Genomic DNA, 23,894 nt, shown 5'->3' with positions numbered 1-23,894 from the left:
CCACCGCGGCTGCCATCGACCGAACGGCCCCCGATGTCCCCGACTCGGGGGCCGTGTTCGTCGTGCCCGACACGCCCGTCTCCGCCCCGGAAAGCTGCCATGACTCGCTCCACTGCGCTCGAAGACATCGTTCCGCTCTCGCCGCTGCAGCAGGGTCTGCTCTACCTGAGCACGATCGCCGCTCCCGCCGAGCCGGCCGGCAACGACGGCAGCGCCGAGCCCGACGCGTACACCGTGCAGTCGGTGCTGCGTCTGTCGGGAACGGTGGACGAGGATCGCATGCGCACGGCAGCGCAGGCGCTGCTCGACCGGCATGCGTCGCTGCGGACGTGTTTCCGGCCCCGCAAGGACGGGCGCACCGCAGGACTCGTCGTACGCGGTGTCGAAGCGCCCTGGCGCAGCGTGGATCTGACGGGAACACCGGGCCCGGAAGCGGAACGGCGCATGCAGGACCTGATCGACGCCGACCTCCGCCACTGGTTCGACCTCACCCAGCCCCCGCTCGTGCGATGGCACTTCGTCAGGTTCGGTGCCGACGACGTGCGGCTGCTCCTCACCACGCATCACATCGTCGTCGACGGATGGTCCACGCCGATCATGGTGCGGGAGCTTCTCGAGCTGTATGCGGCGGGCGAACCCGCCGCGCGCGCCGGTACGGTGCTCGGCCCGGTGCGGCCCTATCGCGACTACCTGGCATGGCTGGAACGGCAGGACCACGACACCGCGCGGCAGCTGTGGCGCGAGACCCTCGCCGAATTCACCGAGCCCAGCCTGGTCGCCCCGCCCGGGTCCACCCGCGCCACCGAGCCGTGCGCCGAGCTGGCCGTCACCGTGCCCCCCGGCCTCGCCGAGCGTCTCGGCACGCTGACCCGCACGGCAGGCGTCACGTTCAACACCGTGCTGCAGACCGCCTGGGCGATGCTCCTGTCCGGTCTGCTCGGGCGCGACGACATCGTGTTCGGCGCGACCGTGTCGGGCCGCCCACCCGAACTCGCCGGCGTCGAATCCATGGTCGGCTTGTTCATCAACACCGTCCCCGTCCGTGTCCGGCTCGACCCACGCGGCACCGTCACCGAGACGCTGCGGCGGGTCCAGCTCGATCAGTCGCGCACGGTGGACCACCAGTATCTCGGGCTTTCGGACATCCAGCGCGACGCCGGGATCGGCGAGTTGTTCGACACTCTCACCATCTTCGAGAGCTACCCGGTGGACCGCGAGGCGCTCGAGCGCGCGCAACAGTCCGGCGGCGTCACCATCGCCGGTGTGGAGGCACACGACGCCACCAACTATCCGCTCGTCCTCACCGCAGGACTCGCCGACGACCTCGTCGTCAAGCTCGACTACCGTCCGGCGCTGTTCACCCGTGACGATGCGGCGGCCCTCGGGTCCCGGCTCGTCGCGATCCTCGAGGCCCTTGCGTCCGATGCGGAGGCACCCGTCGCGGCACTCGACGTGTTGCCCGGGGCGGAGCGCGAGCAGGTTCTCGGAGCATGGTCTTCGGGAGCCGGGTCTTCGGGAGCCGGGTCTTCGGCGGCTGCGGAACCTGCCACGGGGACCGTCGTGGATGCGCTCACCCGGCAGTTCCGGAAGCGTTCCGGCGATCTCGCGGTGGTGAGTGGCGACCAGCGGCTCACGTTCGGCGACCTGGGCACCGAGTCCGCCCGTCTCGCACGGCTACTCATCGCACGAGGTGTGGGTCCCGACGACCGTGTCGGACTCGCACTGCCGCGCACTGCCGTGATGGTCGAGGCGATCGCGGCGGTGCTCACCGCAGGCGGGGCGTACCTGCCTCTCGACCCGTCGTACCCGGCCGACCGGCTGAAGCATATGGTGACCGACGCTGCGCCGGTCGTCGTGATCAGTACGTCCGCAGTCGCCGGAGAACTCGGTGACGTGCTCGCCGGAGCCGACGTGCTGCTGCTCGACGATCCCGCTGTGGAACGGACCCGTGCAGAGTTCCCGGCGCACCCGGTCACGGACGGTGACCGCCGCGCACCGCTGCGAGCGGGACACGCCGCCTACGTGATCTATACGTCCGGTTCCACGGGGACTCCGAAGGGGGTCGTCGTCTCCCACGACAATCTCGCAGATCTTCACGCGGCCCAGAGAAAGACGTTGATGCTGCCCGGGATACGGGAGCCGCGCGGGGGTCAGTGGCGTGTGCTGCTGACGTATCCGTTCGCATTCGACTCCGCCGTCGCCGCGCTCACGTGGCTGTTCGACGGGCACACCCTGCACCTCCCGGACGACGACCGCCGGACCGACGTGGACTACCTCGTCGAGTACGTCCGCGCCCATCGCATCGACTACGTCGACACGGTGCCCGTACTCATGACCCGCTTGCTCGAGGGCGGCCTCCTCGATCCCGCACACCACCGGCCGGCCAAGGTGACCGTCGGCGGTGAGGCCGTGAGCGGCGGCCTGTGGCGCACGCTCGCCGGATCCGGTGTCGAAGCCTTCAACTGCTACGGCCCCACCGAGTGCACCGTGGATGCCTCGTACGCGCGCATCTCCGACGGGCCGGTCACGATCGGCGGGCCGACGCCGGGCACCCGGCTGTACGTGCTCGACCACTGGTTGCGGCCCGTCGCGCCCGGAGTGGCAGGAGAGTTATATATCACCGGAAACGGCGTCGCGCGAGGGTATCTCGGACGACCGGGCCTGAGCGCCGACCGCTTCGTGGCCGACCCCTGTGCCGGGTCCGGTGAGCGCATGTACCGCACCGGAGACGTAGTGCGCTGGACCCGCGCGGGCGTTCTGGAATACGTGGGCCGAGACGACGACCAGGTCAAGATCCGCGGCTACCGCATCGAACCCGCCGAGGTCGAGGCCGCGACCGACGCCTGTCCGGGCGTGCGGGCGTCCGTGGTCGTTCCGCACACGGACGGCAAGGGCGTGACCAGACTGGTCGCCTACGTGGTGGCCGACGACGCCCTCGAGCCCGGGAATCTGCGTACCGCCCTCGCCGCGCGCCTGCCCGAGTACATGGTTCCCGCCACGGTGGTCGTGCTGCCGGCTCTTCCGGTGACGGCGAACGGAAAAATCGACAAGAAGGCCCTTCCCGAACCGGATTTCGCGGCTCTGACAGGTTCCGGCGAGCCGACTACGGAACTCGAGACGACGTTGTGCAGCGCGTTCGCCGACGTACTCGGTCTCGAACGCGTAGGTGTCGACGACGACTTTTTCACCCTCGGCGGGGACTCCATCGTCTCGATTCAGCTGGTGGCGCGACTCCGGGCCGCCGACATCCAGGTCACCGCGCGTCAGGTGTTCGAACTGCGCACCGCGGCCGCGATCGCGGCGGCGCACGACACCGCGCCCGCAGCGGAGGCGGGACGCGAGACGACCCCGGCCGTCGGACCGGTTCCGCTCACCCCGATCGTCTACGACACCCTCACGCACATGTCTGCCCACACGCTGCGGACGTTCACCCAGTCCCGCCTGCTGGTGACACCCGCGGGTCTCTCCACCGGCGACCTCGTCGCCGGTGTGCGTGCTCTGCTGACAACCCACCACATGCTCCGGTCGCGCTTCACCGTCGAGGCCGACGGGAACGCGCCTGCCTCCTGGACCGTGCCCGAGGAGGTACCCGATGCCGAGGGGCTGGTCCGGCACGTGGACGTGCGTGGACTCGACTCCGGCCGGTGGCAGGCAGAGTTCACCGCCGCCCAGGACGCCGCCCGGGCCGCGATCGATCCCGCTGCCGGCGTGATGGTGCAGCTCGTCTTCTTCGACGCCGGACCCGAGGTGCCCGGCCGCGTGCTGGTGACGGTGCACCATCTCGTGGTCGACGGGGTGTCCTGGCGCATCCTCGTCCCGGACCTCGCGAGTGCGGTCGACGGTGCCCGCCGTGGTGCCGCCCGCGCGCTCGAGGAACCGCGAACCTCGTTCCGGGACTGGGCGACCGGACTCGCGGAGGCCGCACACTCGGATCGGGTGACACAGTCCCGCTCGGTCTGGTCGCGATCCTGCACCGACACCGCGGGCGGCGCGAGCGAGCAGACCGCGCTCGGTTGCCGCGCGCTGGACCCCGCCCGCGACACGGTGTCGACATCGGCGTCGGTCGAGGTACAGGTTCCCGGCGACATCACCGCACGCATCCTCACCTCCGTGCCCGCCGCCTTCCGCACCGGCGTCGCCGATGTCCTGCTTGCGGCCCTCGCGATGGCGGTGACGTCGGTTCGCGGCGGATCGGCCGTCCGGGTGCACCTGGAAGGACACGGGCGCGAGGAGCACATCGTGCCCGGCGCCGACCTGTCCCGCACGGTCGGCTGGTTCACCTCGATGTATCCCGTCGTCCTCGACCTCGGCGCATCTCCCGACAACCCTGCCCTCTGCCTCGCCCACGTCAGGGAGTCGCTGCGCGCGGTACCGGACAACGGAATCGGATTCGGGATCCTGCGGCGCCTGTCCGGCGGGGACGACGACCTGTTCACCGGCTACCGCGCTCCCGAGATCGTCTTCAACTATCTCGGACGCATGACGCTCGGGGAGACCGCGTCGGCTCCGTGGTCGGCGGCTCCCGAGGCTGCCGCGCTCGGCGGATCCGTCGACCCGGCCACGCCGCTCGATCATGTGCTCGATGTCAACGCGATCACCGACGACGGCCCGGACGGTCCGGTGCTGTCCGCCGAATTCACCTATGCCACCGGCCTACTGGACGCCGTGACGGCAGAGCGGATCGCCCGCGCCTGGGGCGAGGCGCTCGCCACCCTGTCCCGTGTCGCAGACGAACCCGCCGCAGTTTCCCTCACCCCGTCCGATCTGACGGCGACCGGGCTGACGGTCGAGGAGACGGCGGAACTCGGCCGCGCGGTCACCGGCGGGCTCGAGGACGTCGTACCGCTGACCCCGCTGCAGCGCGGCATGTACTTCCTGTCGGGTCTCGACGAGGACGGCGTCGACGTCTACACGATGCAGTCGGTTCTCGATCTCGACGGTGTGATCGACACGGTGTTGCTGCGCCGCAGCATCTCTCGTCTGATCGAACGGCATGCCGTGCTGCGCACCGGCTTCCGGATCTCCGCTTCGGGTGTCCCGATCGGGGCCGTCGCAACCGCGGTCGAGACGCCGTTCGAGGTGATCGACCTGTCCGCGGACGCCGACCCTGCCGGACGCGCCGACGCATTCGCGGAGTCCGACCGTGTGGACCGGTTCGCTGCCGACACCGCACCGCTCGTCCGCTTCCGCCTGCTGCAGTTGTCCGACGACCGGTCGCGCCTGGTGTTCACCGCACACCATCTCGTCCTGGACGGGTGGTCCACGCCGCTGCTGGTGCAGGAACTGTTCCAGATCTACGCGGCCGGTGGTGACACATCGGGTCTGGCCCGGGCGGTGCCGTTCACCGACTACCTCGCCTGGCTCGACCGCCAGGACGGTGCCGCCGGACTCGAGGTGTGGCGCGAGGCGTTGTCGGGTGTCGAGGAACCGACACTCGTCGCACCAGCCGGGTCGTCGATGCAGGCCGAACTGCCCGGCGAACTCTCGATCGAGGTTCCGGACGCGTTGTCGGAGCGGCTTCTGTCCGTGAGCCGCTCCCGCGGTGTCACGGTGAACACCGTGGTGCAGACGGCGTGGGGACTGCTGCTCGCCGCGCTCACCGGACGGCCGGACGTGGTGTTCGGTGCGATCGTCTCGGGGCGCGTGCCGGACGTCCCCGGTGTGGAGTCGATGATCGGACTGTTCATCAACACCGTCCCCGTGCGGGTCCGCACTTCCGCCGAGGAGTCGGTCGCAGAGTTGCTCTCGCGCATGCAGTCCGAGCAGAACCGGGTGATGGATGACCAGTACGTCGGTCTCGCGGACGTGCAGCGCGCCGTAGGAGTGGGCGAACTGTTCGACACCCTGCTGGTGTTCGAGAACTATCCGGTGGACCGCGACGCCCTCGATCGCGCCCAGCACGACAGCGGAGTCCGGGTGTCGGCGATGAACGGCACGGACGCCACCAACTTTCCCCTCGTCCTCGTCGCGGGGTTGCAGGACACGCTGCGCCTGGTGCTCGAATACCAGCCGGCGGTCTTCGGTGAACACGACGCCGCCGTGGTAGGACAGCGACTCGTCCGGATCCTCGAGCAACTCGTCGGAGATCGGCCGGTGCCCGTCGCGCACCTCGACGTGCTGACCGACGCGGAACACCGGGACGTGCTCGGCCGGTCGGACACCCCGCACGCGCCCGCGTCGGGAGCGGCCACGGTTGCCGACCTCCTCGACGCCCAGATCGCCCGCACCCCGGACGTTCCGGCAGTCGTGTCCGGTGCGGTGACATTGTCGTTCGCAGAACTCGGGGATCGGTCGGCCCGTCTGGCACGTCTGCTGATCGGTGCCGGTGTCGGCCCCGAGACGGTCGTGGGATTGGCCCTGCCCCGGTCCGAGCACATGATCGTGGCCATCGCCGCCGCGATCCGGTCGGGCGGCGTGTACGTGCCCATGGATCCGTCCTATCCCGCCGACCGCCTGGCACACATGATTGCGGACTCCGGACCGTGCGTCATCGTGACCACCGCAGACGTCGCCGGCCGGATCGACGCCGTCGCGGGGGAGACCCCCGTGGTCGTGCTCGACGACCCCGCGACCCGGAAAGCCCTCGCGTCGCTGCCCGCGACCCCCGTGACCGACGCGGACCGTCGCGCGGTGTTGCACCCGGACAACGGCGTGTACGTGATCTACACATCGGGATCGACCGGCGTGCCGAAGGGCGTCGCCGTCACCCACGCGAATTTGCTCAACCTGTTCGACAGCCACCGCGCCGACCTCTACGTGCCCACGGTCGCCGCGTCGCAGCGCGAGGTCGTCGGCGTGGGCCACGCGTGGTCGTTCGGCTTCGACGCGTCGTGGCAGCCGACGCTCTGGATGTTCGACGGCCACACCGTGCACGTCTTCGACGAGGACACGATGCGCGATCCGGAACGGATGGCCGCCTACACGATCGAGCACCGTCTCGATTTCCTCGAGGTCACCCCGTCCTTCCTCGACCGGATGCTCGCCGCAGGGCTCTACGACCATCCGCACCGTCCCGCCACGGTGGGATTCGGCGGTGAAGCCGTCAACCCCGCGTCGTGGCGCCGCCTCCGGGAACTCACCGACGGGCGCGCATTCAACCTGTACGGACCGACCGAATGCACCGTCGACTCCCTCGTCGGCAAGGTCACCGACGCCGATACACCGTGTCTGGGCAGAGCGGTGCACGGCGGCGGCGCGCACGTCCTCGACGCGATGCTCAGGCCCGTTCCGACGGGCGTGGCGGGCGAGCTCTACATCTCCGGAGACGGTGTCGCACGCGGCTATCTCGGCCGTCCCGACCTCACCTGCACCCGGTTCGTCCCGAACCCGTTCGGCAGCAGTGGATCCCGGTTGTACCGCACCGGCGATGTCGTCAAGCGGGTGGCCGGGGCGGACGGTCACACCGTGCTCGAGTTCCTCGGTCGCGGCGACGACCAGGTCAAGATCCGGGGTTTCCGCGTCGAACTCGGCGAGGTCGAAGCGGCCCTCACGGCCGTACGCGGCGTACGCGACGCGGTCGTGGTCGCGCACACCGACAACCGCGGCGTGGTTCGACTCGTCGGCTACGTGACACCGGACGGGGACGTCGACCCGGCCGCCGTTCGGGCTGCGACCGCGGTGACATTGCCCGACTACATGGTCCCCGCCGTCGTGATGGTGCTCGACCGATTTCCCGCGACCGTCAACGGCAAGGTCGACCGGAAGGCACTGCCCGAACCGGATTTCGCGGCGCTCGTCGGGTCGCGGGAACCGAGCACTCCCGCAGAGGCTGCGCTCGCCGCCGTCGTCGCAGACGTCCTCGGACTGGACCGCGTCGGCGCCGACGACGACTTCTTCTCCCTCGGAGGAGATTCCATCGTCTCGATGCAGCTCGTCTCGAAGGCACGTGCTGCCGGCGTGCGGATCACGACCCGTCAGGTCTTCGAACTGCGCACCGTCGCGGATCTGGCCGCGGCGGCCGACACGGCCGGTCCGGTGCACGAGCGGGTCTACGGCACCGGCGAAGCGATCGGTGACGTCCCGCTCGTGCCGATCGTGTGGGAGGCACTCGGCTGGGGAAGCGACCTCGGCCGCTTCTCCCAGGCCCGGTTGCTCGTCGCTCCGTCCGGGCTGACTGTGCCCACGTTGCAGACGGCCGTCACGGCGCTGCTGGATGTGCATCCGATGCTGCGATCTCGGTTCCGCGCCGGGGGTGCTCGTCCGACGTGGACGGTCCCGGCGGAGCGCGCGCCGGAGGTCCCCGCCATCGATGCACTGGTCCGGCGCGTCGACGCGACGCATCTCGGTGAGGCCGGCGTCGACGACCCGCGGTGGCAGGACCTGTTCGCTGCCGAACGGGAACGGGCCTATTCCTCGCTCGACCCGGAAGCGGGCGTGATGCTCCAGGTGGTGTGGTTCGATTTCGGGCCCCGGACCGCGGGTCGTGTCCTCGTCGCCGTTCACCACCTGGTCGTGGACGGGGTGTCGTGGCGGATCCTGGTCCCGGACCTGGCGGACGCGGTCGAGCAGGCCGCCGGTGGCGGAACCATTCGGCTCGCCGCCTCCGGTACCCCGTTCCGCGCCTGGGCCACCGGACTCGTGGAGGCGGCACGATCGGAGCGGGTCGTCGAGTCCTGGCCGGCCTGGGAACCCGCCCTGTCGACATCCGAGCCGTCCCTGGGAGAGCGTGGCCTCGATCCTTCCGTCGACACCGTGTCCGCGCTCCGCTCGGTCCGCGTGCGTGTCCCGGTCCCGGTGACCGAACGGGTGCTCGCCGGCGAGTCGATCAACGAGGCGCTGCTCACCGCGCTCGCTCTGGCAGTGGCGTCGGTGCGTGGCGGGGACACCGTGCGTGTCGAACTCGAGGGCCACGGTCGCGAGGAGGACGTGGTGCCGGGCGCCGACATCTCCCGCACGGTCGGATGGTTCACCTCTATGTTCCCGGTTGCCCTCGACCTCACCGGAATCGACATCGGCGACGCGCTCGAGGGCGGACCGGCCGCAGGTGACGCACTCGCCCGCGCCACCCGGTCGTTGCGCGCTCTGCCGGACAACGGGATCGGTTTCGGTGTGCTGCACCGCTTCAATCCGGAGTTCGCGGACCGGTTCGCCGGGTACCGCCGACCCGAGGTGGTGTTCAACTACCTCGGCCGGATGACGCTCGGCGAAGAGACCGGCGCCCCGTGGTCGGGTGCCCCCGAGGCGCCGGCACTCGGCGGGTCGGTGGATCCATCGACACCGCTCGATCACGTCCTGCACGTCGACGCGATCACCGAGGACACCGAGGACGGTCCCGTCCTGGACTGCGAATTCGCCGCGGCCACCGGAGTTGTCGGCGCCGGCACCCTCGAGTTGCTGTCACAGCGCTGGGTGCAGGCACTGACCGCCCTCACCGGTCGCCGATCCCGGGTCGCCTGAACGACTTTCGAACCGTCAGCAGAAGGAGACAGAACATGTTGGACCGCGCGACCATCTTCGCCGATACCGCCCGCATCCTGGAGGTGGAGCCGGACGAGCTCGACCCGGCCGTGAATCTGGTGGACCAGGGCCTCGATTCGGTGCGCCTGATGGCGCTGATCGAACAGTGGCGTGGCGCGGGCGCAGACATCGATTTCGTGTCGCTGGCATCCGAACCCGACCTCGAGCAGTGGTGCGCCCTGCTCGCCGGACAGTGAGCGGATCGCCGTGGCCTTCCTCGAGAAACTGACCATCGACCTCGATCCGATCCGGACCAGTCGCGAATTCCGGTACCTGTTCACCGCGCGGGTGGTGTCGCTGCTGGGGCTCGGGTTCCTCATCGTCGCGGTCCCGGTGCAGGTCTACCAGCTCACCGGATCCACCGCCCAGGTCGCGGCAGTGACCGCGGTCCTCGGAATCACCACGTTCGCCGCGACTTTCGTCGGCGGTGTCCTCGCGGACCGGTTCGACCGTCGCAACGTGATCGCCATTGCGCGGGGGACCGCGGCGGTGGCTTTCGCGCTGCTTGCCGTCAACGCCTACCTGCCCGAGCCACAGATGTGGGCGATCTACCTCATCTCCGTTGTCGACGGGGCGGCGGGCGGTATCTCGGCGACCGCCCTGATGGCCGTCACCCCCAGCCTGGTTCCGCGCGACAAGCTCGCGGCGGCCGGAGCCCTCATGGCGCTCACCGCAGATCTCGGCTCGATGGTCGGCCCGGCACTGGGTGGTGTCGTGATCGCCGCCGGTGGCGTGGGCCTGGCCTATGCGCTCGCCGCGTTCACCACCGTGATCACCACCTTCTGCATCACCCGGCTGCCACCGCTGCCGCCGGCGACGGTGTCCGTCGAATCACCGCTCAGATCGATCGCCGCGGGCTTCACGTACGCGTTCCGCAACCGGGTGATCGGCCAGGTGCTCGTCGTAGGTTTTGCCGCGATGCTGCTCACCGGCTGGGCCGTGCTGCTCCCGGCGTTCGCCGACCGCGTGCTCGGCGCGGGGCCGTCGGTGGTCGGGTTGCTCTATGCCGCGCCGGCTGTCGGTGCCGTCCTCGGTTCGCTCACGAGCGGCTGGACGGGTTCCGTCCGTCGGTCGGGCCTGGTCGTCTTCGTCCTCATGGCCGTCTCGGCCGCAGGGCTCGCCGGAGCGGGCGCGACCGGCGTGACCGCGGTGGTGCTGCTGGGCCTGGCAGCGTACGGATTCGGCGACTCGCTCGCCGATGTGATGCGGTATGCGACGGTGCAGCGCAACACGGCCGACGAGTACCGCGGGCGTATCGCCGCGGTGTGGTCTGCTCAGGTGACTGCGGGTACGTCGCTCGGTGCGATCGCCGCCGGTGTGATCGCGTCGGTGGTGCCGATGTCGGTGGCACTGACGGTGTACGGAGTCGCCGGTATCGTGCTCGTCGTCGTGATGTGGGCGTCGTTCCCGACGTTGCGGCGGTTCGTGGACGACGATCGGCTCGAACCTGTCTCCTGACCACGGTCGGCGTCCGGTGTAGCCGCAGACCCGGCCGTTCGATCGAACCGTCCACGTCCGGTGTGCAGAAACGCCGCTTATCGTGACCGCATGGGGTGGCACCGCCAGAATTCGGGTTTCCGGGGTCCGTCGTTGGGGTTTGCGCTGGGTTCACTGTTGTTCGCGATCGGGGCGGCCCCCGGCTACGCGACGACGGTCGGTGCCCATATCGGCAACCTCACCTACTTCGCCGGTTCGCTGTTCTTCACCGCGGCCGCGTTCGCCGAGTTCCGGTTCACCGGTCGGGTTACTCCCGGACCGTCGACGTCCCGTGTCAACCGGTACGACTGGTGGTCCGCCCTGACCCAGTTCGTCGGCACCGTGCTGTTCAACCTCAGTACAGGTGCCGCCGTGATCCGCAGTCTGTCGGCACCCGAACGAGACGAGTTCGTCTGGCAACCGGATATGTTCGGGTCGCTGTGTTTCCTCGTCTCGAGTGGACTGGCCGTCGTCGCGACGACCGATGTCGACGGCCTGTGGGATCCGCACGCCCGCAACTGGGCCAGCACGTGGCTGAATGCGGTCGGTTCGATCGCGTTCGGTGTCTCCGCGGTCGGATCGCTCGTCGTCCCGGCTACGCAACAACTCGAAAGCGCGACGGCCGCGAATCTCGGCACGCTGACTGGCGCGGTGTGTTTCCTCGTCGCTTCGCTGTTGATGCGTGCTCCCGACCCACCGCGGTCGCCGGTGGACGGCACGCCGCGGGGGCGACCCTCCCGTTCGTGAAGACTGTCGATTTCGAGCAAGCACCCGGCGTGATTTCCTCCCGTCCAGCCGAGTCTCGCCCGGCGCGCGCAAAAGTCGGTAAGAATGCGGTAATCGAACTCCGACCGTGGGAGGTGCCGTGAACCGATCCGTCGAGCGTCCGGACGACGAGTGGCCGAGTCTGCGTGTCGCCGACTGGGCCGCCACCCGCGACACCCTGCACATGTGGCTGCAGATCGTGGGCAAGATCCGGTTGGTCCACTCGCCGCCGGTCAACCACTGGTGGCACACGACGTTGTACGTCACGCCACGCGGCTTGGGTACCTCGTCGATTCCCTACCGCGGCGGTGTGTTCGATCTCGAATTCGATTTCTGCGAGCACAACCTCGGGATCCGTTCGAGCGACGGAGGCCGTAGCGCCGTCCCGCTCACGGCGCAGCCCGTGTCGGAGTTCTACTCGCGCACCTTCGGCGCCTTGGACGAACTGGGCATCGAGACCCGGATCCATGGTGCGCCCAACGAGGTCGACCCGGCGATCCCCTTCGCGCAGGACCACCAGCACAGCACGTACGACCCCGACGCGGCACACCTGTTCTGGCGGCAACTGCTCCGAGCCGACCGTGTCCTGCAGCAGTTCCGGGGCGAGTACCTGGGCAAGGTCAGCCCGGTTCACTTCTTCTGGGGAGCAATGGATCTGGCCTGCACCCGATTCTCGGGCCGCACCGCACCGCCACATCCCGGCGGAATTCCGCACTGCCCCGACGAGGTGATGACCGAGGCCTACTCGCACGAGCTGAGCAGCTGTGGGTTCTGGCCCGGCGGTGGAGACGAGGGCGCCTTCTACTCGTATGCCTACCCCGCTCCGGACGGCTACGCGGACCGTCCCGTGCGCCCGGATGCCGCGTACTACTCGTCCGAGCTCGGCGAGTTCGTGTTGCCCTACGAGGCGGTGCGCACGGCAGCCGACCCCGACGCGGAAGTGCTGGGTTTCCTCCGCAGCACCTACGACGCCGCAGCGGATCTCGGGAACTGGGATCGCGCGCACCTCGAGCGTTCGACCTAGCGGACGGCTCGGAAGCCGGCCCGTCGGCGCTGCCCACCGCCGGGGGCGGTCTCGTCAGAAGTGTGCGTTCCGGACGCCGTGCGCCCACAATTCGATCGCCGCGTAGCCGTCGCCGACTCCTTGCGTGTACGCCACCAGTGCACCGTAGAGGCGGCTGCCTTCCGCGGCCAGTTCGATGGTGCCCACCCAGTCGGCCGCACGCGCCATGACGTGCGCCGAGATGTCCGTGACGTCGCGCGTCGCGCCGGAGACCGCGGTGAACGATTCGTCCGCGATCCGGAACGTCTCGGTCACGCCCCGCCAGTAGTACTCGGCGTCCATTGCTGAACGCAGTGACTGATAGTCGGTCGTGTCCTGCATCGCCCTGGCATTCCGGAGCTGGTTCGCCGCATGCTCGGACGATCCCAGCGGGACGTATGTCATGTCGTCGACGGTCTCGTTGCCTGCACGTCTGGTCCTCACCGCAGAGATGGTGCCCGATCGCGCGGCAGAACGAAACATCCGGTCTGTAACGATCCGCGCGACCGGGGTGGGTCCTCAGTGAGCGTGCTGGTGATCGTGGTCGTGATCGTGGGGGAGGACCTCGTCGTGTTCGTCCTCGACCCGGTCGTGGTCGGCGGTCTTGCCGTAGCCGGTCTCCGTCATCCCGCGTCGCCAGTAGCCGATGACGAGCGTGGCCTTACGGTCGAATCCTGCCTCGTTCCGCAGCCACTTGCGCATCGCCAGCACGGTCTTCGACTCCGCCGACACCCACGCGAACTTCGTGACGTCACCCCCGGGGATCTCGATCGCGGTCGCGGCGTCGAACAGTTGATCGGTGGTGCCCGCGGGTGCGCCGTGGCGGTGGATCCAGCGGATCTCCACGCCGTCGGGATGGCGCAGGTCCTGCTGCTCGTGTTCGTCGGCCACCTCGATCAGGGCGACACCGGTGGCGTCTTCGCGCATGTGCTCGAGCATCCGCCCGATGGCGGGCAGGGCCGTCTCGTCACCGACGATCAGATACCAGTCGGCCTCACCGGCGGTCACTCCGCCCGCGCCCGCGGCAGCGATCACGTCCCCCGGGCGGGCATGTTCGGCCCAGCCGCTCGCGAGGCCCTCGTCGCCGTGCTTGACGAAATCGATGTCCATCTCGGCGGTCTCGGGGTCGAGGCGGCGGACCGTGTATGTGCGAACCTGCTGTTTCACGGTCGGATCGGGCCATGCGAGCCGCCCCCATCCGTTACGGGCCGGCACCTCGAGTCGACCGTTCGCGCGGGGAAACACCAACTTGATGTTCGGCACCCGGCCCGGGACGGAGGCATATTCGGCGACGCCGGGGCCGGCGAACGTGATCCGGCGCATGTGAGGCGTGATGTCCTCGACCCTCGCCACTTCGATGAGGACGGGGAGCATCCCGTATTCGTTGGTCATAGCGGACACCTTAGGGCACCCTGACCACATTCAGGCAGAGTCGGATTCCGATTGCCGGCGGTTCGGAATGAGTGCGACACAGAAGGTGAGGACGACCGCGCAGACGAGCACCGCTGTGAAGACGGGTGCGACGGACGCCGCAAGCTCCGCGGCGTCCGGGACGGATCGGCCGGTGGGCGCATCGGAACGGGACAGCGCGGTGTTCGCGAGCGCACCGAACACGGCGACACCCACGGCGCTTCCCAGTGCGCGGGCGAAGGCATTGGCACCGGTGACCACACCCCGCTCGGCCCACTCGACACTCGATTGTGCGGCGATGAGTGCGGGGCTCGCGATCAGGCCCATTCCGAGACCGATGAGCACGCAACAGCCTGCGACGTGCCACGGCGAGGATCCGATTCCGAGCCGGGTGAGCAGGACCGCCCCGGCCAGCAGCGGCACCGCACCGACCAGGCCGGTCAGCCGGAACCCGATCCGCAGATACAACCGGCCGGACTGCGACGCCGCTATGGGCCAGCCGATGGTCATCGTGGCGAGGGCGAATCCGGCGACCAGCGCGGACGTACCGAGAGCACCTTGCACGAACGACGGGATGTACGACGTCAACCCGAGTACGACCGCGCCGACGAGGGCCGAGACGGCGCTCGTGGTGATCAGGACCCGGCGGGTGAGAACCCACATCGGCAGGATCGGTTCGGCCGCGCGGGACTCGATCCATCCGAAGACCACCAGCAGGGCGATCCCACCGGCGAAGATGCCGATGCTCATGCCCGAGGACCACGCCCACGACTGGCCACCCTCGAGCAGGCCGAGGATCACGAGCGCCGCGCCCGCGGCGAGTGTCACTGCGCCCGCCCAGTCCACGCGACGCGCGCTGCCGGAGGGACGGTCCTCGTGGAAGTTGCGGACGATCACCCATGCAGCGATCGCGCACAGCGGCACGTTGATCCAGAAGATCCACCGCCACGACCAGAAGTCGGCGAAGACCCCGCCCAGGGCCGGACCCACGACCGCGGACATCCCCCACACACTGGCGAGATATCCCTGTGCCTTCGCGCGCTCGGCCACGGTGTAGATGTCACCGGCGACGGTCTGCGCCATGGGCAGCACGGCACCTGCACCGAGGCCCTGGACGGCGCGGAACGCGATGAGGGCGGGCATGCTCCACGCCAGCGCGCACAACACCGATCCCAGCGCGAAGACCCCGATGCCGAACAGCAGCACCGGCGTGCGGCCGAAGGTGTCCGACAACTTGCCGTACACCGGGACCAGCACCGCCTGCGTGAGCAGGTAGCTGGAGAACAGCCAGGGGAACTGGGTGAATCCGCCGAGGTCGGCGACGATCGTGGGCACCGCCGTCGCGAGGATCGTGCTCTCGAGCGCAACCAGGGAGGTCGCGAGCATCAAGGCGATGAGGATCGGCCCGCGCTCGGAGCGGAATCCGACATCCACCCGTGACGATGCAGTCATGACGCCCCTGTCCTGGCTCGAACACCGGTTCCGGACCATTGTCGTCGATGGGATATCCGCCACGGCGTTCGGTCCCCGTCCGCATCGCGCACTAGGGTGTCAGCGTGCGTCCTTCACTCGAGTCCTATCCCCACCTCGCCGGCGGCAAGGTCCGTGATCTGCATGTCGTCGACGACGAGCACCTGCTTCTCGTCGCCAGCGACCGGATCTCGGCCTACGACCACGTGCTCGACACGCCCATTCCCGACAAGGGCCGGGTCCTCACCGCGATGAGCGTGTTCTTCTTCGATCTGCTCGATGCGAACAACCACCTCGCCGGCGAACCCGACGACGAGCGCATCCCCGAAGAGGTGCTCGGCCGCGCGCTCGTGGTGAAGCGGCTCGAGATGGTGCCCGTCGAGTGCGTCGCGCGCGGTTTCCTCACCGGGTCCGGCCTGCTCGACTACCGCGCCACCGGCGCGGTGTGTGGCGTCGCGCTTCCCGAGGGTCTCGTGGAGGCGAGCATCCTGCCCGAACCGATCTTCACTCCGGCCACGAAGGCCGCGCTCGGTGATCACGACGAGAACATCACCTTCGACGAGGTGGTCGAGAAACTCGGTGTGAATCTTGCGATGAAGTTGCGTCAGGACACCCTCGACATCTACGGCCGCGCCGCGATGTACACCTCCGAGCGCGGCATCCTGCTCGCCGACACGAAGCTCGAGTTCGGCCTGGACAAGGCCGGCAATCTCGTTCTTGCCGACGAGGTGCTCACTCCCGATTCGTCGCGGTACTGGGATGCCGCCGAGTACGAGGAGGGCAAGGTGCAGCCGAGCTTCGACAAGCAGATCGTCCGTAACTGGCTCACCAGCGAGGAATCCGGCTGGGACCGCGCGTCCGACACTCCGCCGCCGGCGCTCCCGCAGTACATCGTCGACAAGACGCGTGCGCGGTATATCGAAGCCTACGAGCGTATTTCCGGGCTCTCCTTCGACGATTGGATCGGCTGAACGCAGATGACCTCCTCGAATTCGACCCCGCCGGTCGCCCAGAAGGTTCCGCACGAGCGTGTCCATCACGGCCACACGTTCGTCGACGACTACGAATGGTTGCGCGACAAGGAATCACCCGAGGTCGTCGCGTACCTCGAGGCCGAGAACGCGTGGACCGACGCGCAGACCGCGCACCTGGCGCCGTTGCGTGAGTCGATCTTCGAGGAGATCAAGTCCCGTACGCAGGAAACCGACATGTCGGTTCCCGCTCGTATGGGCAACTGGTGGTACTACGCACGGACCGTCGAGGGCAAGCAGTACGGCATCCAGTGCCGGGCCCCGATCACGGACGCGGACGACTGGACGCCGCCCGAGGTCACTCCCGGCGTCGACCTGCCGGGCGAACAGGTGCTGCTCGACGGAAACGTGGAAGCCGAAGGGCACGAGTTCTTCTCCATCGGCGCGTTCTCGATCAGCCAGGACGGCACGCTGCTGGCGTACTCGACCGATGTCGTCGGTGACGAGCGGTACACGCTGCGCTTCAAGAATCTCGAGACCGGTGAACTGCTCCCCGACGAAATCACCGGCACCGCACCGGGAGCCACATGGGCCCTCGATCACAGCCACGTCTTCTATCAGACGGTGGACGAGTCGTGGCGCCCCGACACCGTGTGGCGGCACAAACTCGGGACCCCGCGCGACGAGGACGTGAAGGTCTTCCACGAGCCCGACGAGCGGTACTGGGTGTCGATCGGCTCGACCCGCAGCGAGAAGTATCTCATGATCTGGGTCGGGTCCAAGATCACCACCGAGGGCTGGATTCTCGAATCCGATGATCCCACAGGTGAATTCAGAGTTCTCCTCCCGCGTCGTGAGGGTGTCGAGTACGGCGCCGAGCATGCGGTGATCGGCGGCCGGGACCGGCTGCTGATCATGCACAACGATGTCGACCCGGAGACGGGGGAGAAGGCCGAGAACTTCGTCCTCGCCGAAGCGCCGGTCGACGACCCGTCGTCGCTGCGCACCCTCATCGGGCACCGCCACGACGTGCGCCTCGAAGACGTCGAGGCGTTCGAGGGTCACCTGGTGCTCGGCTACCGGCGCGAGGCGCTCACCCGGATCGCGGTGTGGCCCCTCACCGACGACGGATACGGCGAACTCACCGAACTCGAGTTCGACGAGGAACTGTTCGCAGTCGGTCCGGGTGGCAATCCCGAGTGGAAGCAGCCCGTCCTGCGCCTCGGCTTCACCTCGTTCATCACCCCGACCCGTGTCTACGAGTACGTCGTGGCCACCGGCGAACTGCTGCTGCGCAAATCGCAGCCGGTGCTCGGCGATTTCGATCCGGCACGCTACGAACAGCGCCGCGAATGGGCCACCGCCGAGGACGGCACCAGGATTCCGCTGTCGATCGTGCAGCGCAAAGACCTGGCGGACGGGCCGGCTCCGACCTTGCTGTACGGCTACGGATCCTACGAAGCCAGCATCGATCCGGGATTCTCGGTAGCCCGACTGTCGTTGCTCGACCGCGGCATGGTGTTCGTGGTCGCGCACGTGCGCGGCGGCGGCGAGATGGGCCGGCACTGGTACGAGAACGGTAAGACCCTGACGAAGAAGAACACCTTCACCGACTTCGTCGCGTGCGCGCGGCATCTCGTCGACGAAGGTGTGACCGGCCCGGACCGGCTCGTGGCGGACGGCGGCAGCGCGGGCGGCCTGTTGATGGGTGCGGTCGCCAACATCGCTCCCGAACTGTTCGCGGGCATCCTCGCGAACGTGCCGTTCGTCGACCCGCTGACCTCCATCCTCGATCCGTCGCTGCCGTTGACGGTGATCGAGTGGGACGAGTGGGGCAACCCGCTCGACGATCCCGAGGTGTACGAGTACATGCGCTCCTACAGCCCGTACGAGAACGTCGGAGCCCACGACTATCCGGCGATCCTCGCGATCACCAGCATCAACGACACCCGCGTGCTGTACGTCGAACCCGCCAAGTGGGTCGCGAAGTTGCGAGCCACCAAGACCGGCGACTCGCAGTTGCTGCTCAAAACCGAAATGAGCGCGGGGCACGGTGGTGTCTCCGGTCGCTACGAGAAGTGGCGCGAAGTGGCTTTCGAGTTCGCGTGGGTGCTCGAGACGTCGGGTGCCTATCGCGCGGAGACCGCGCCGCGACCCGCCGGGTCGTAACCGGCGGGTTCGTGCGACTGCTGCCCGGTCAGCGGCGGAACAGGGACCGCAGCGTCCGAGCTGGGCTCGGCGCCGGAGCGGTGCCCTGACCGCAGGTGCAGCGGTCGCCGGCGGGTACGGATCGCATGACGGCGTCGACATGCTGTCCGCAGCCGCCCCATCCGGTCTTCCGGCAGTTCGGGCAGGTGACGGGGTAACACATGGGGTTCTCCTTCTTCGTTGTTGTCGGTCCGGCTCCGGCCGGAACGATCAGGCCGCGACGTGGCTCTCGGCCCACGCGTTGTAGCCGCCGGTGAGATCCGAGACGTTGTCGAAGCCGTGGGCGCGGAGCAACGACGCCGCCACGCTCGAGCGCCATCCACCGGCGCAGTGCACCACGATGGGCTTACCCGTCGGTACCTGCCCGAGCCGAGTGCGCAACTGTGCCAACGGGATCGGCACCGCACCGGGGATCGTGCCGAGTTCGCGCTCACCGGGGTTGCGGATGTCGACGAGGGTGACGGTGCCGGCGGCGAGCAGGGTGTCGAGTTCCTCGACGGAGGTGCGGGGTGCGGTCCGAACCAGTTCGGTCAGCTCGACCGGGAACATGCCGTCGGCGACGGCGAGATAGCCGATCGCGTTGTCCGATCCGATCCGGGCGAGGCGTACCGCCGCCTCCTGTTCCTCGCCGGGGTAGGTGATGAGCACGATCCTCTCGCCGACCTCGGCGACCATGCCACCGGTCTCGGCGAAGCGTCCGTCGAAACCGACGTTGACCGATCCGCGCAGGTGCCCGGCGGCGAAATCGTCGACGCTGCGTGCGTCGAGAACACGGGTGCCCGCGGTGAGCTCGGTCCGGACCTGAGCCGGAGTCAGCATCGGGATGGTGTGGTCCTGGGCGAGCAGCGGGTGGATCCGCTTGTTCATGGCGGCATCGGCCGAGAAGTACGACGGTGCGGCCGGCTGGCCCTCGGTGATCAGCGCGACGAAGTCGTCTTCGCTCATCGGCTGCACCGAGGGGTTGCTCACTCGCTGCTCTCCGATCGTGGAGGTCAGCTCGGTGGAGAGATTCTTTCCACAGGACGAACCGGCACCGTGGGCGGGCATGACCGTGACCTCGTCGGGCAGTGTCAGCAGTTTCTCGTGCACGGTACGGAACATCGCCCGGGCCAGGTCGCTCGTGGACCCGTCGCCGAGGTTGACCAGGTCCGGCCGGCCGACGTCGCCGATGAAGAGCGAGTCGCCGGTGAGTACTGCGGACGGTGCGGCGTCGGGACGCTCACGTACGACCACCGAGATCGATTCCCAGGTGTGCCCCGGGGTGGAGAGGATCTCCAGGTGGACTTCGCCGAGGGAAAGTTGCTCCCCGTCCCGTAGGCGGCGAATGGGGTAGTCGGTCTCGGCCGCTTCGCCGAAACCGATCCATGCGCCGGTCGCGTCCACCAGTTCGAGGTGTCCGGAGACGAAGTCCGCGTGGAAGTGGGTGTTGATCACGCCTTCGATGGTGAGGTTGTGCTTCGCGGCGTCGTCGAGATAGTCGCCGATATCGCGGCGCGGATCGACCACGATCGCCCGGCCGGTGCTCTCGTCGCCGATCAGGTACGACGCGTGGGACAGGCACTCGATGTAGTACTGCTCGAGAATCATGGGTTCCTCCGTTGCTGATTCCGGGTCTGTGGACAGCGTGGCATATACCCCCTAGGGTATGTCAAGTACCCCCCGGGGTATCGTGCTGCACAGAGTTTCGTCTCCGGCTCCGCATGGGGAACCGCGGAGTGCCGGGGAAGCTCCCGCAGCAGATCATGGTTTTAGATACCCCTAGGGGTATGTGTACGATGAGTTCCCAGAATACCCCATGGGGTAATTACGTCGCCTAGTGCGCACACAACCCAGAATCGAAAGGCCCTCCTTATGACCACGTCCGGTCCCGCCACCCTCGACCCGAGCGCGCTCCACGAACTGATCGGCGCCGATGCGAACGTGCGTGTCGTCGACGTCCGCACCCCCGGCGAATTCGAGTCCCTGCACATCGCGGGCGCCTACAACGTGCCCCTCGACCTGCTGCGCGAGCACCGCGACGAGTTCCTCGCCCACCTCGACGAGAGCATCGTCCTGGTGTGCCGGTCCGGGCAGCGTGCGACGCACGCCGAGGAGACCCTGCGCGAGGCGGGGCTGCTCAACGTGCACATCCTCGAGGGCGGGATGACGAGTTGGGAAGGACAGGGTCTGCCGGTCGTTCGCGGTGCCGCACGCTGGGAACTCGAACGCCAGGTTCGTCTGCTCGCGGGCTCGCTGGTGCTGGGCTCGGTCCTGGGCAGTGTCGCCGTGCCCAAGCTCAAGTGGCTCGCCGCCGGCATCGGTGGCGGTCTGAGCTTTGCGGCACTGTCGAATACGTGCGCGATGGGCATGATGCTGTCGAAGCTGCCCTACAACCGCGGCGCCACCTGTGATCCGCAGACGATCGTGGCACAGTTGACCGCTTCCAGCGGCACTGCAGCCGAAGGGAACTGATCGTGATCGCGCTGACCGTGTCACTGGCGGTCCTTGTCGGCGTCACCCTCGGGTTGCTCGGCGGCGGAGGATCCATCCTGACCGTCCCTCTGCTCGCCTACGTCGCGGGCATGGACGCCAAGGAAGCGATCGCCACCTCCCTGCTCGTAGTCGGTGTCACGAGCGCGGTCGGCGCGATCTCCCACGCGCGGGCGGGCCGCGTGCAGTGGCGCACCGGCATCCTGTTCGGTGCGGCGGGCATGGTCGGTGCCTACGCCGGTGGCCTGTTCTCGCGCTTCATTCCCGGCGGCATCCTGCTGCTCGCGTTCGCGGCCATGATGATCGCCACCGCGGTCGCGATGCTGCGCGGCCGCAAGAACAAGGCAGCAACCGGAAGTGCTGTTCCCGCTATGCCGGTCGGGAAGATTCTGCTCGACGGCGTGGTCGTCGGGTTGGTCACCGGCCTGGTCGGTGCCGGTGGTGGTTTCCTCGTCGTGCCCGCGCTCGCGCTCCTCGGCGGACTGCCCATGCCCATCGCCGTGGGTACCTCACTCATCGTGATCGCCATGAAATCCTTCGCGGGGCTCGGTGGCTACCTCTCGTCCGTGCAGATCGACTGGCGCCTGGCGGCGATGGTGACCGGCGCCGCGGTGGTCGGCAGCCTGATCGGTGGCCGGCTCACCTCGAAGATCGATCCGGATACGCTGCGTAAGGGCTTCGGGTGGTTCGTTCTGCTGATGTCCTCCGTCATCATTGCGCAGGAACTGCATCCCGCTGTGGGAGGCGCGGTCGCGGTCCTCACGCTGGTTGCCGCCGGCACCGCCTATGCGTGCACACGCACCTCCCGCTGTCCGCTGCGGCGATGGCGTCAGCTTTCCGTCGCCGCCGGGTGACGCGAGAGGATGCGCCTCCGCATCACCCGGCGGTCCCGATCGGGCCGTCGAGCTGTGAGACGACGGGGGCGATACCCCAGGGGGTACGATTACAAGACATTCGCGAAAGGAATCGACATGGTCGGCGACGACGAAAGCATCACCCAGGTCCTCAATCGGTTGCGCCGTGCTCAGGGGCAGCTCGCCGGAGTGATCGCGATGATCGAGCAGGGCCGTGACTGCAAGGACGTCGTCACGCAGCTCGCCGCGGTCTCCAAAGCACTCGACCGTGCCGGCTTCAAGATTGTCGCCAGCGGCCTGCGGGAGTGCATGACCGATTCGGGTGACGGAAACAAGGAGCCGATGACCGAGGCGCAACTCGAGAAGCTGTTTCTTGCTCTCGCCTGAGTGCATCGACGACGCTGCCGTCCCGGGCGGGGCCGCCGTCCCGAACGGTCCGGTGCGGGCACGCTAGCTTGTAAGCATGACCACCGACCTCCAGAACATCTCGATCAACACCCTCTCGGGTGAGCCCACCAGCCTCGCGGCGTTCGAGGGGCACGCGCTGCTCGTCGTCAACGTCGCGTCCAAGTGCGGACTGACCCCGCAGTACGGCGCACTCGAGCAGCTCGCGAACGACTACGCCGACCGCGGCCTCATCGTGATCGGCGTGCCGTGCAACCAGTTCATGGGACAGGAACCGGGAACGGCCGAGGAGATTCAGGAATTCTGCTCGGCCACCTACGGTGTGACCTTCCCGCTGCTGGAGAAGATCGAGGTCAACGGCGACAGCCGCCATCCGCTGTATGCCGAACTCACCAAGCACGCCGATGCGTCCGGTGAAGCCGGTGACATCCAGTGGAACTTCGAGAAGTTCCTGATCGCCCCGGACGGTACCGTCGTCGATCGTTTCCGTCCCCGCACCGAACCCGACGCCCCCGAGGTCATCGAGGCCATCGAAGCAGTCGTGCCGGCCTGACGATCATGTTCACCGCTCGAGCGCGCGAGGCGCTGTACGACATCATCCGCATGCGCCGCGACGTCCGCGCCGAGTTCAGCGGGGAGGCGATTCGCGAGGACGCGCTGCACCGGGTTCTCGCCGCTGCCCACCACGCACCGAGCGTGGGTAATACGCAGCCGTGGGATTTCGTGGTGGTCCGTGATCCGGAGCGCCTTGACGCTTTCGCCGAGCACGTCGCCGGATGCCGGAAGGCGTTCGCGGATTCACTGCCCGAGGACAAGCGGCGGACCTTCGACCCCATCAAGGTCGAGGGCATCGCCGAATCGCGTACCGGCATCGTCGTCACCTACGACCCGTCGCGCGGCGGCAAGCACATCCTCGGGCGGCATACCGTCGACGAATCCGGCTTGTTCTCAGCGGTTCTCGCCATCCAGAACCTCTGGCTCGCGGCTACGGCGGAGGGCCTGGGCGTCGGGTGGGTCTCGTTCTACGAAGAAGAATTCCTCCGCGACTTCGTCGGAGTCGAGGACCCCGTCCGACCGATCGCCTGGCTGTGCCTCGGTCCCGTGACACGCCTGCAGGAGGTTCCGGACCTCGAGCGGTTCGGCTGGAGACAGGGCCGCCCCCTCGGTGATGCCGTGCACTTCGAATCCTGGGGGAAGCACGACGAGGGACTGAACGGCGCGAGACTGCCGGAACGTCGCGACGCCGACGTGTGATCGCCCCGCAGTCGTCGTTCGAGCGACGACTCGCGTCGGTCTATCGCCGGCCGGCTTCCTCGAAGGGGCGCGTCACCGTCTGAGGAGTTGCGTGGGCGACTGTTTGTCCCGAGC

16 protein-coding genes are annotated in these 23,894 nt (G+C 68.3%); 12 read left to right on the top strand and 4 right to left on the bottom strand.

The window, feature by feature from the left end:
* The first annotated feature begins 99 nt into the window (after positions 1–99).
* The 5 genes from ACFWBU_RS07805 (at position 100) to ACFWBU_RS07785 (ending at position 12,721) form a co-directional block, all read left to right on the top strand.
* Positions 100–9,396 carry an amino acid adenylation domain-containing protein gene (locus ACFWBU_RS07805; protein ID WP_378527964.1) on the top strand — a complete coding sequence of 3,099 codons (9,297 nt, stop codon included), beginning with the start codon at positions 100–102 and terminating at the stop codon, positions 9,394–9,396.
* Between the two features lie 35 nt (positions 9,397–9,431).
* Positions 9,432–9,653 carry a phosphopantetheine-binding protein gene (locus ACFWBU_RS07800; protein ID WP_169621316.1) on the top strand — a complete coding sequence of 74 codons (222 nt, stop codon included), beginning with the start codon at positions 9,432–9,434 and terminating at the stop codon, positions 9,651–9,653.
* 10 nt (positions 9,654–9,663) lie between these two features.
* Positions 9,664–10,914 (top strand): enterobactin transporter EntS, encoded by a 1,251-nt coding sequence (gene entS / locus ACFWBU_RS07795; RefSeq protein WP_169651974.1) that lies wholly within the window; start codon positions 9,664–9,666, stop codon positions 10,912–10,914.
* A gap of 90 nt (positions 10,915–11,004) precedes the next feature.
* Complete coding sequence (locus ACFWBU_RS07790; protein WP_378527963.1) at positions 11,005–11,679, top strand: hypothetical protein; 675 nt, start codon at positions 11,005–11,007, stop codon at positions 11,677–11,679.
* A gap of 118 nt (positions 11,680–11,797) precedes the next feature.
* The gene (locus tag ACFWBU_RS07785) at positions 11,798–12,721 is read left to right on the top strand and encodes a DUF5996 family protein (protein WP_169621313.1); all 924 of its coding nucleotides are present in this window, start codon (positions 11,798–11,800) and stop codon (positions 12,719–12,721) included.
* 54 nt (positions 12,722–12,775) lie between these two features.
* On the opposite strand, the gene ACFWBU_RS07780 is transcribed toward ACFWBU_RS07785, so the two are convergent.
* From ACFWBU_RS07780 to ACFWBU_RS07770, 3 genes are all read right to left on the bottom strand, one after another.
* Entirely contained in the window at positions 12,776–13,183 is a 408-nt protein-coding gene (locus ACFWBU_RS07780; RefSeq protein ID WP_296551430.1) for a hypothetical protein, read from the bottom strand.
* Positions 13,184–13,258: 75 nt separating this feature from the next.
* Entirely contained in the window at positions 13,259–14,131 is an 873-nt protein-coding gene (locus tag ACFWBU_RS07775) for a siderophore-interacting protein (RefSeq protein ID WP_296551432.1), read from the bottom strand.
* 30 nt (positions 14,132–14,161) lie between these two features.
* Positions 14,162–15,601, bottom strand: a complete 1,440-nt coding sequence (locus ACFWBU_RS07770) for an MDR family MFS transporter (RefSeq protein WP_169651971.1) — start codon at positions 15,599–15,601, stop codon at positions 14,162–14,164.
* A 104-nt stretch (positions 15,602–15,705) separates the two neighbouring features.
* Here ACFWBU_RS07770 and ACFWBU_RS07765 point away from each other — a divergent pair, with 104 nt between their 5' ends.
* Positions 15,706–16,590 (top strand): phosphoribosylaminoimidazolesuccinocarboxamide synthase, encoded by an 885-nt coding sequence (locus ACFWBU_RS07765; protein ID WP_169621310.1) that lies wholly within the window; start codon positions 15,706–15,708, stop codon positions 16,588–16,590.
* A 6-nt stretch (positions 16,591–16,596) separates the two neighbouring features.
* A complete protein-coding gene (locus ACFWBU_RS07760) occupies positions 16,597–18,759 on the top strand; it encodes a S9 family peptidase (RefSeq protein ID WP_169621309.1) in 2,163 nt (720 codons plus the stop codon).
* Between the two features lie 249 nt (positions 18,760–19,008).
* On the opposite strand, the gene ACFWBU_RS07755 is transcribed toward ACFWBU_RS07760, so the two are convergent.
* Positions 19,009–20,385: a rhodanese-like domain-containing protein gene (locus ACFWBU_RS07755; RefSeq protein WP_169621308.1), complete on the bottom strand. Its 1,377-nt coding sequence runs from the start codon at positions 20,383–20,385 to the stop codon at positions 19,009–19,011.
* Positions 20,386–20,649: 264 nt separating this feature from the next.
* Between ACFWBU_RS07755 and ACFWBU_RS07750 the strand changes: the two genes are divergently transcribed.
* From ACFWBU_RS07750 to bluB, 5 genes are all read left to right on the top strand, one after another.
* Positions 20,650–21,249, top strand: a complete 600-nt coding sequence (locus ACFWBU_RS07750; RefSeq protein ID WP_169621307.1) for a rhodanese-like domain-containing protein — start codon at positions 20,650–20,652, stop codon at positions 21,247–21,249.
* Positions 21,250–21,251: 2 nt separating this feature from the next.
* Entirely contained in the window at positions 21,252–22,121 is an 870-nt protein-coding gene (locus tag ACFWBU_RS07745) for a sulfite exporter TauE/SafE family protein (protein WP_169621306.1), read from the top strand.
* Positions 22,122–22,238: 117 nt separating this feature from the next.
* A complete protein-coding gene (locus ACFWBU_RS07740; RefSeq protein WP_169621305.1) occupies positions 22,239–22,508 on the top strand; it encodes a metal-sensitive transcriptional regulator in 270 nt (89 codons plus the stop codon).
* A gap of 76 nt (positions 22,509–22,584) precedes the next feature.
* On the top strand, positions 22,585–23,079 hold the full coding sequence (locus ACFWBU_RS07735; RefSeq protein ID WP_169621304.1) for a glutathione peroxidase: 495 nt from the start codon (positions 22,585–22,587) through the stop codon (positions 23,077–23,079).
* 5 nt (positions 23,080–23,084) lie between these two features.
* Positions 23,085–23,780 carry a 5,6-dimethylbenzimidazole synthase gene (gene bluB, locus ACFWBU_RS07730; protein WP_378527962.1) on the top strand — a complete coding sequence of 232 codons (696 nt, stop codon included), beginning with the start codon at positions 23,085–23,087 and terminating at the stop codon, positions 23,778–23,780.
* Positions 23,781–23,894: the final 114 nt, after the last annotated feature.

Source organism: Rhodococcus sp. NPDC060084 (assembly GCF_042730335.1).
In the GTDB taxonomy this organism is placed as follows: domain Bacteria; phylum Actinomycetota; class Actinomycetes; order Mycobacteriales; family Mycobacteriaceae; genus Rhodococcus.
Note: the sequence above shows the minus strand (reverse complement) of the source record. Positions and strands in the feature narration are given on the sequence as shown.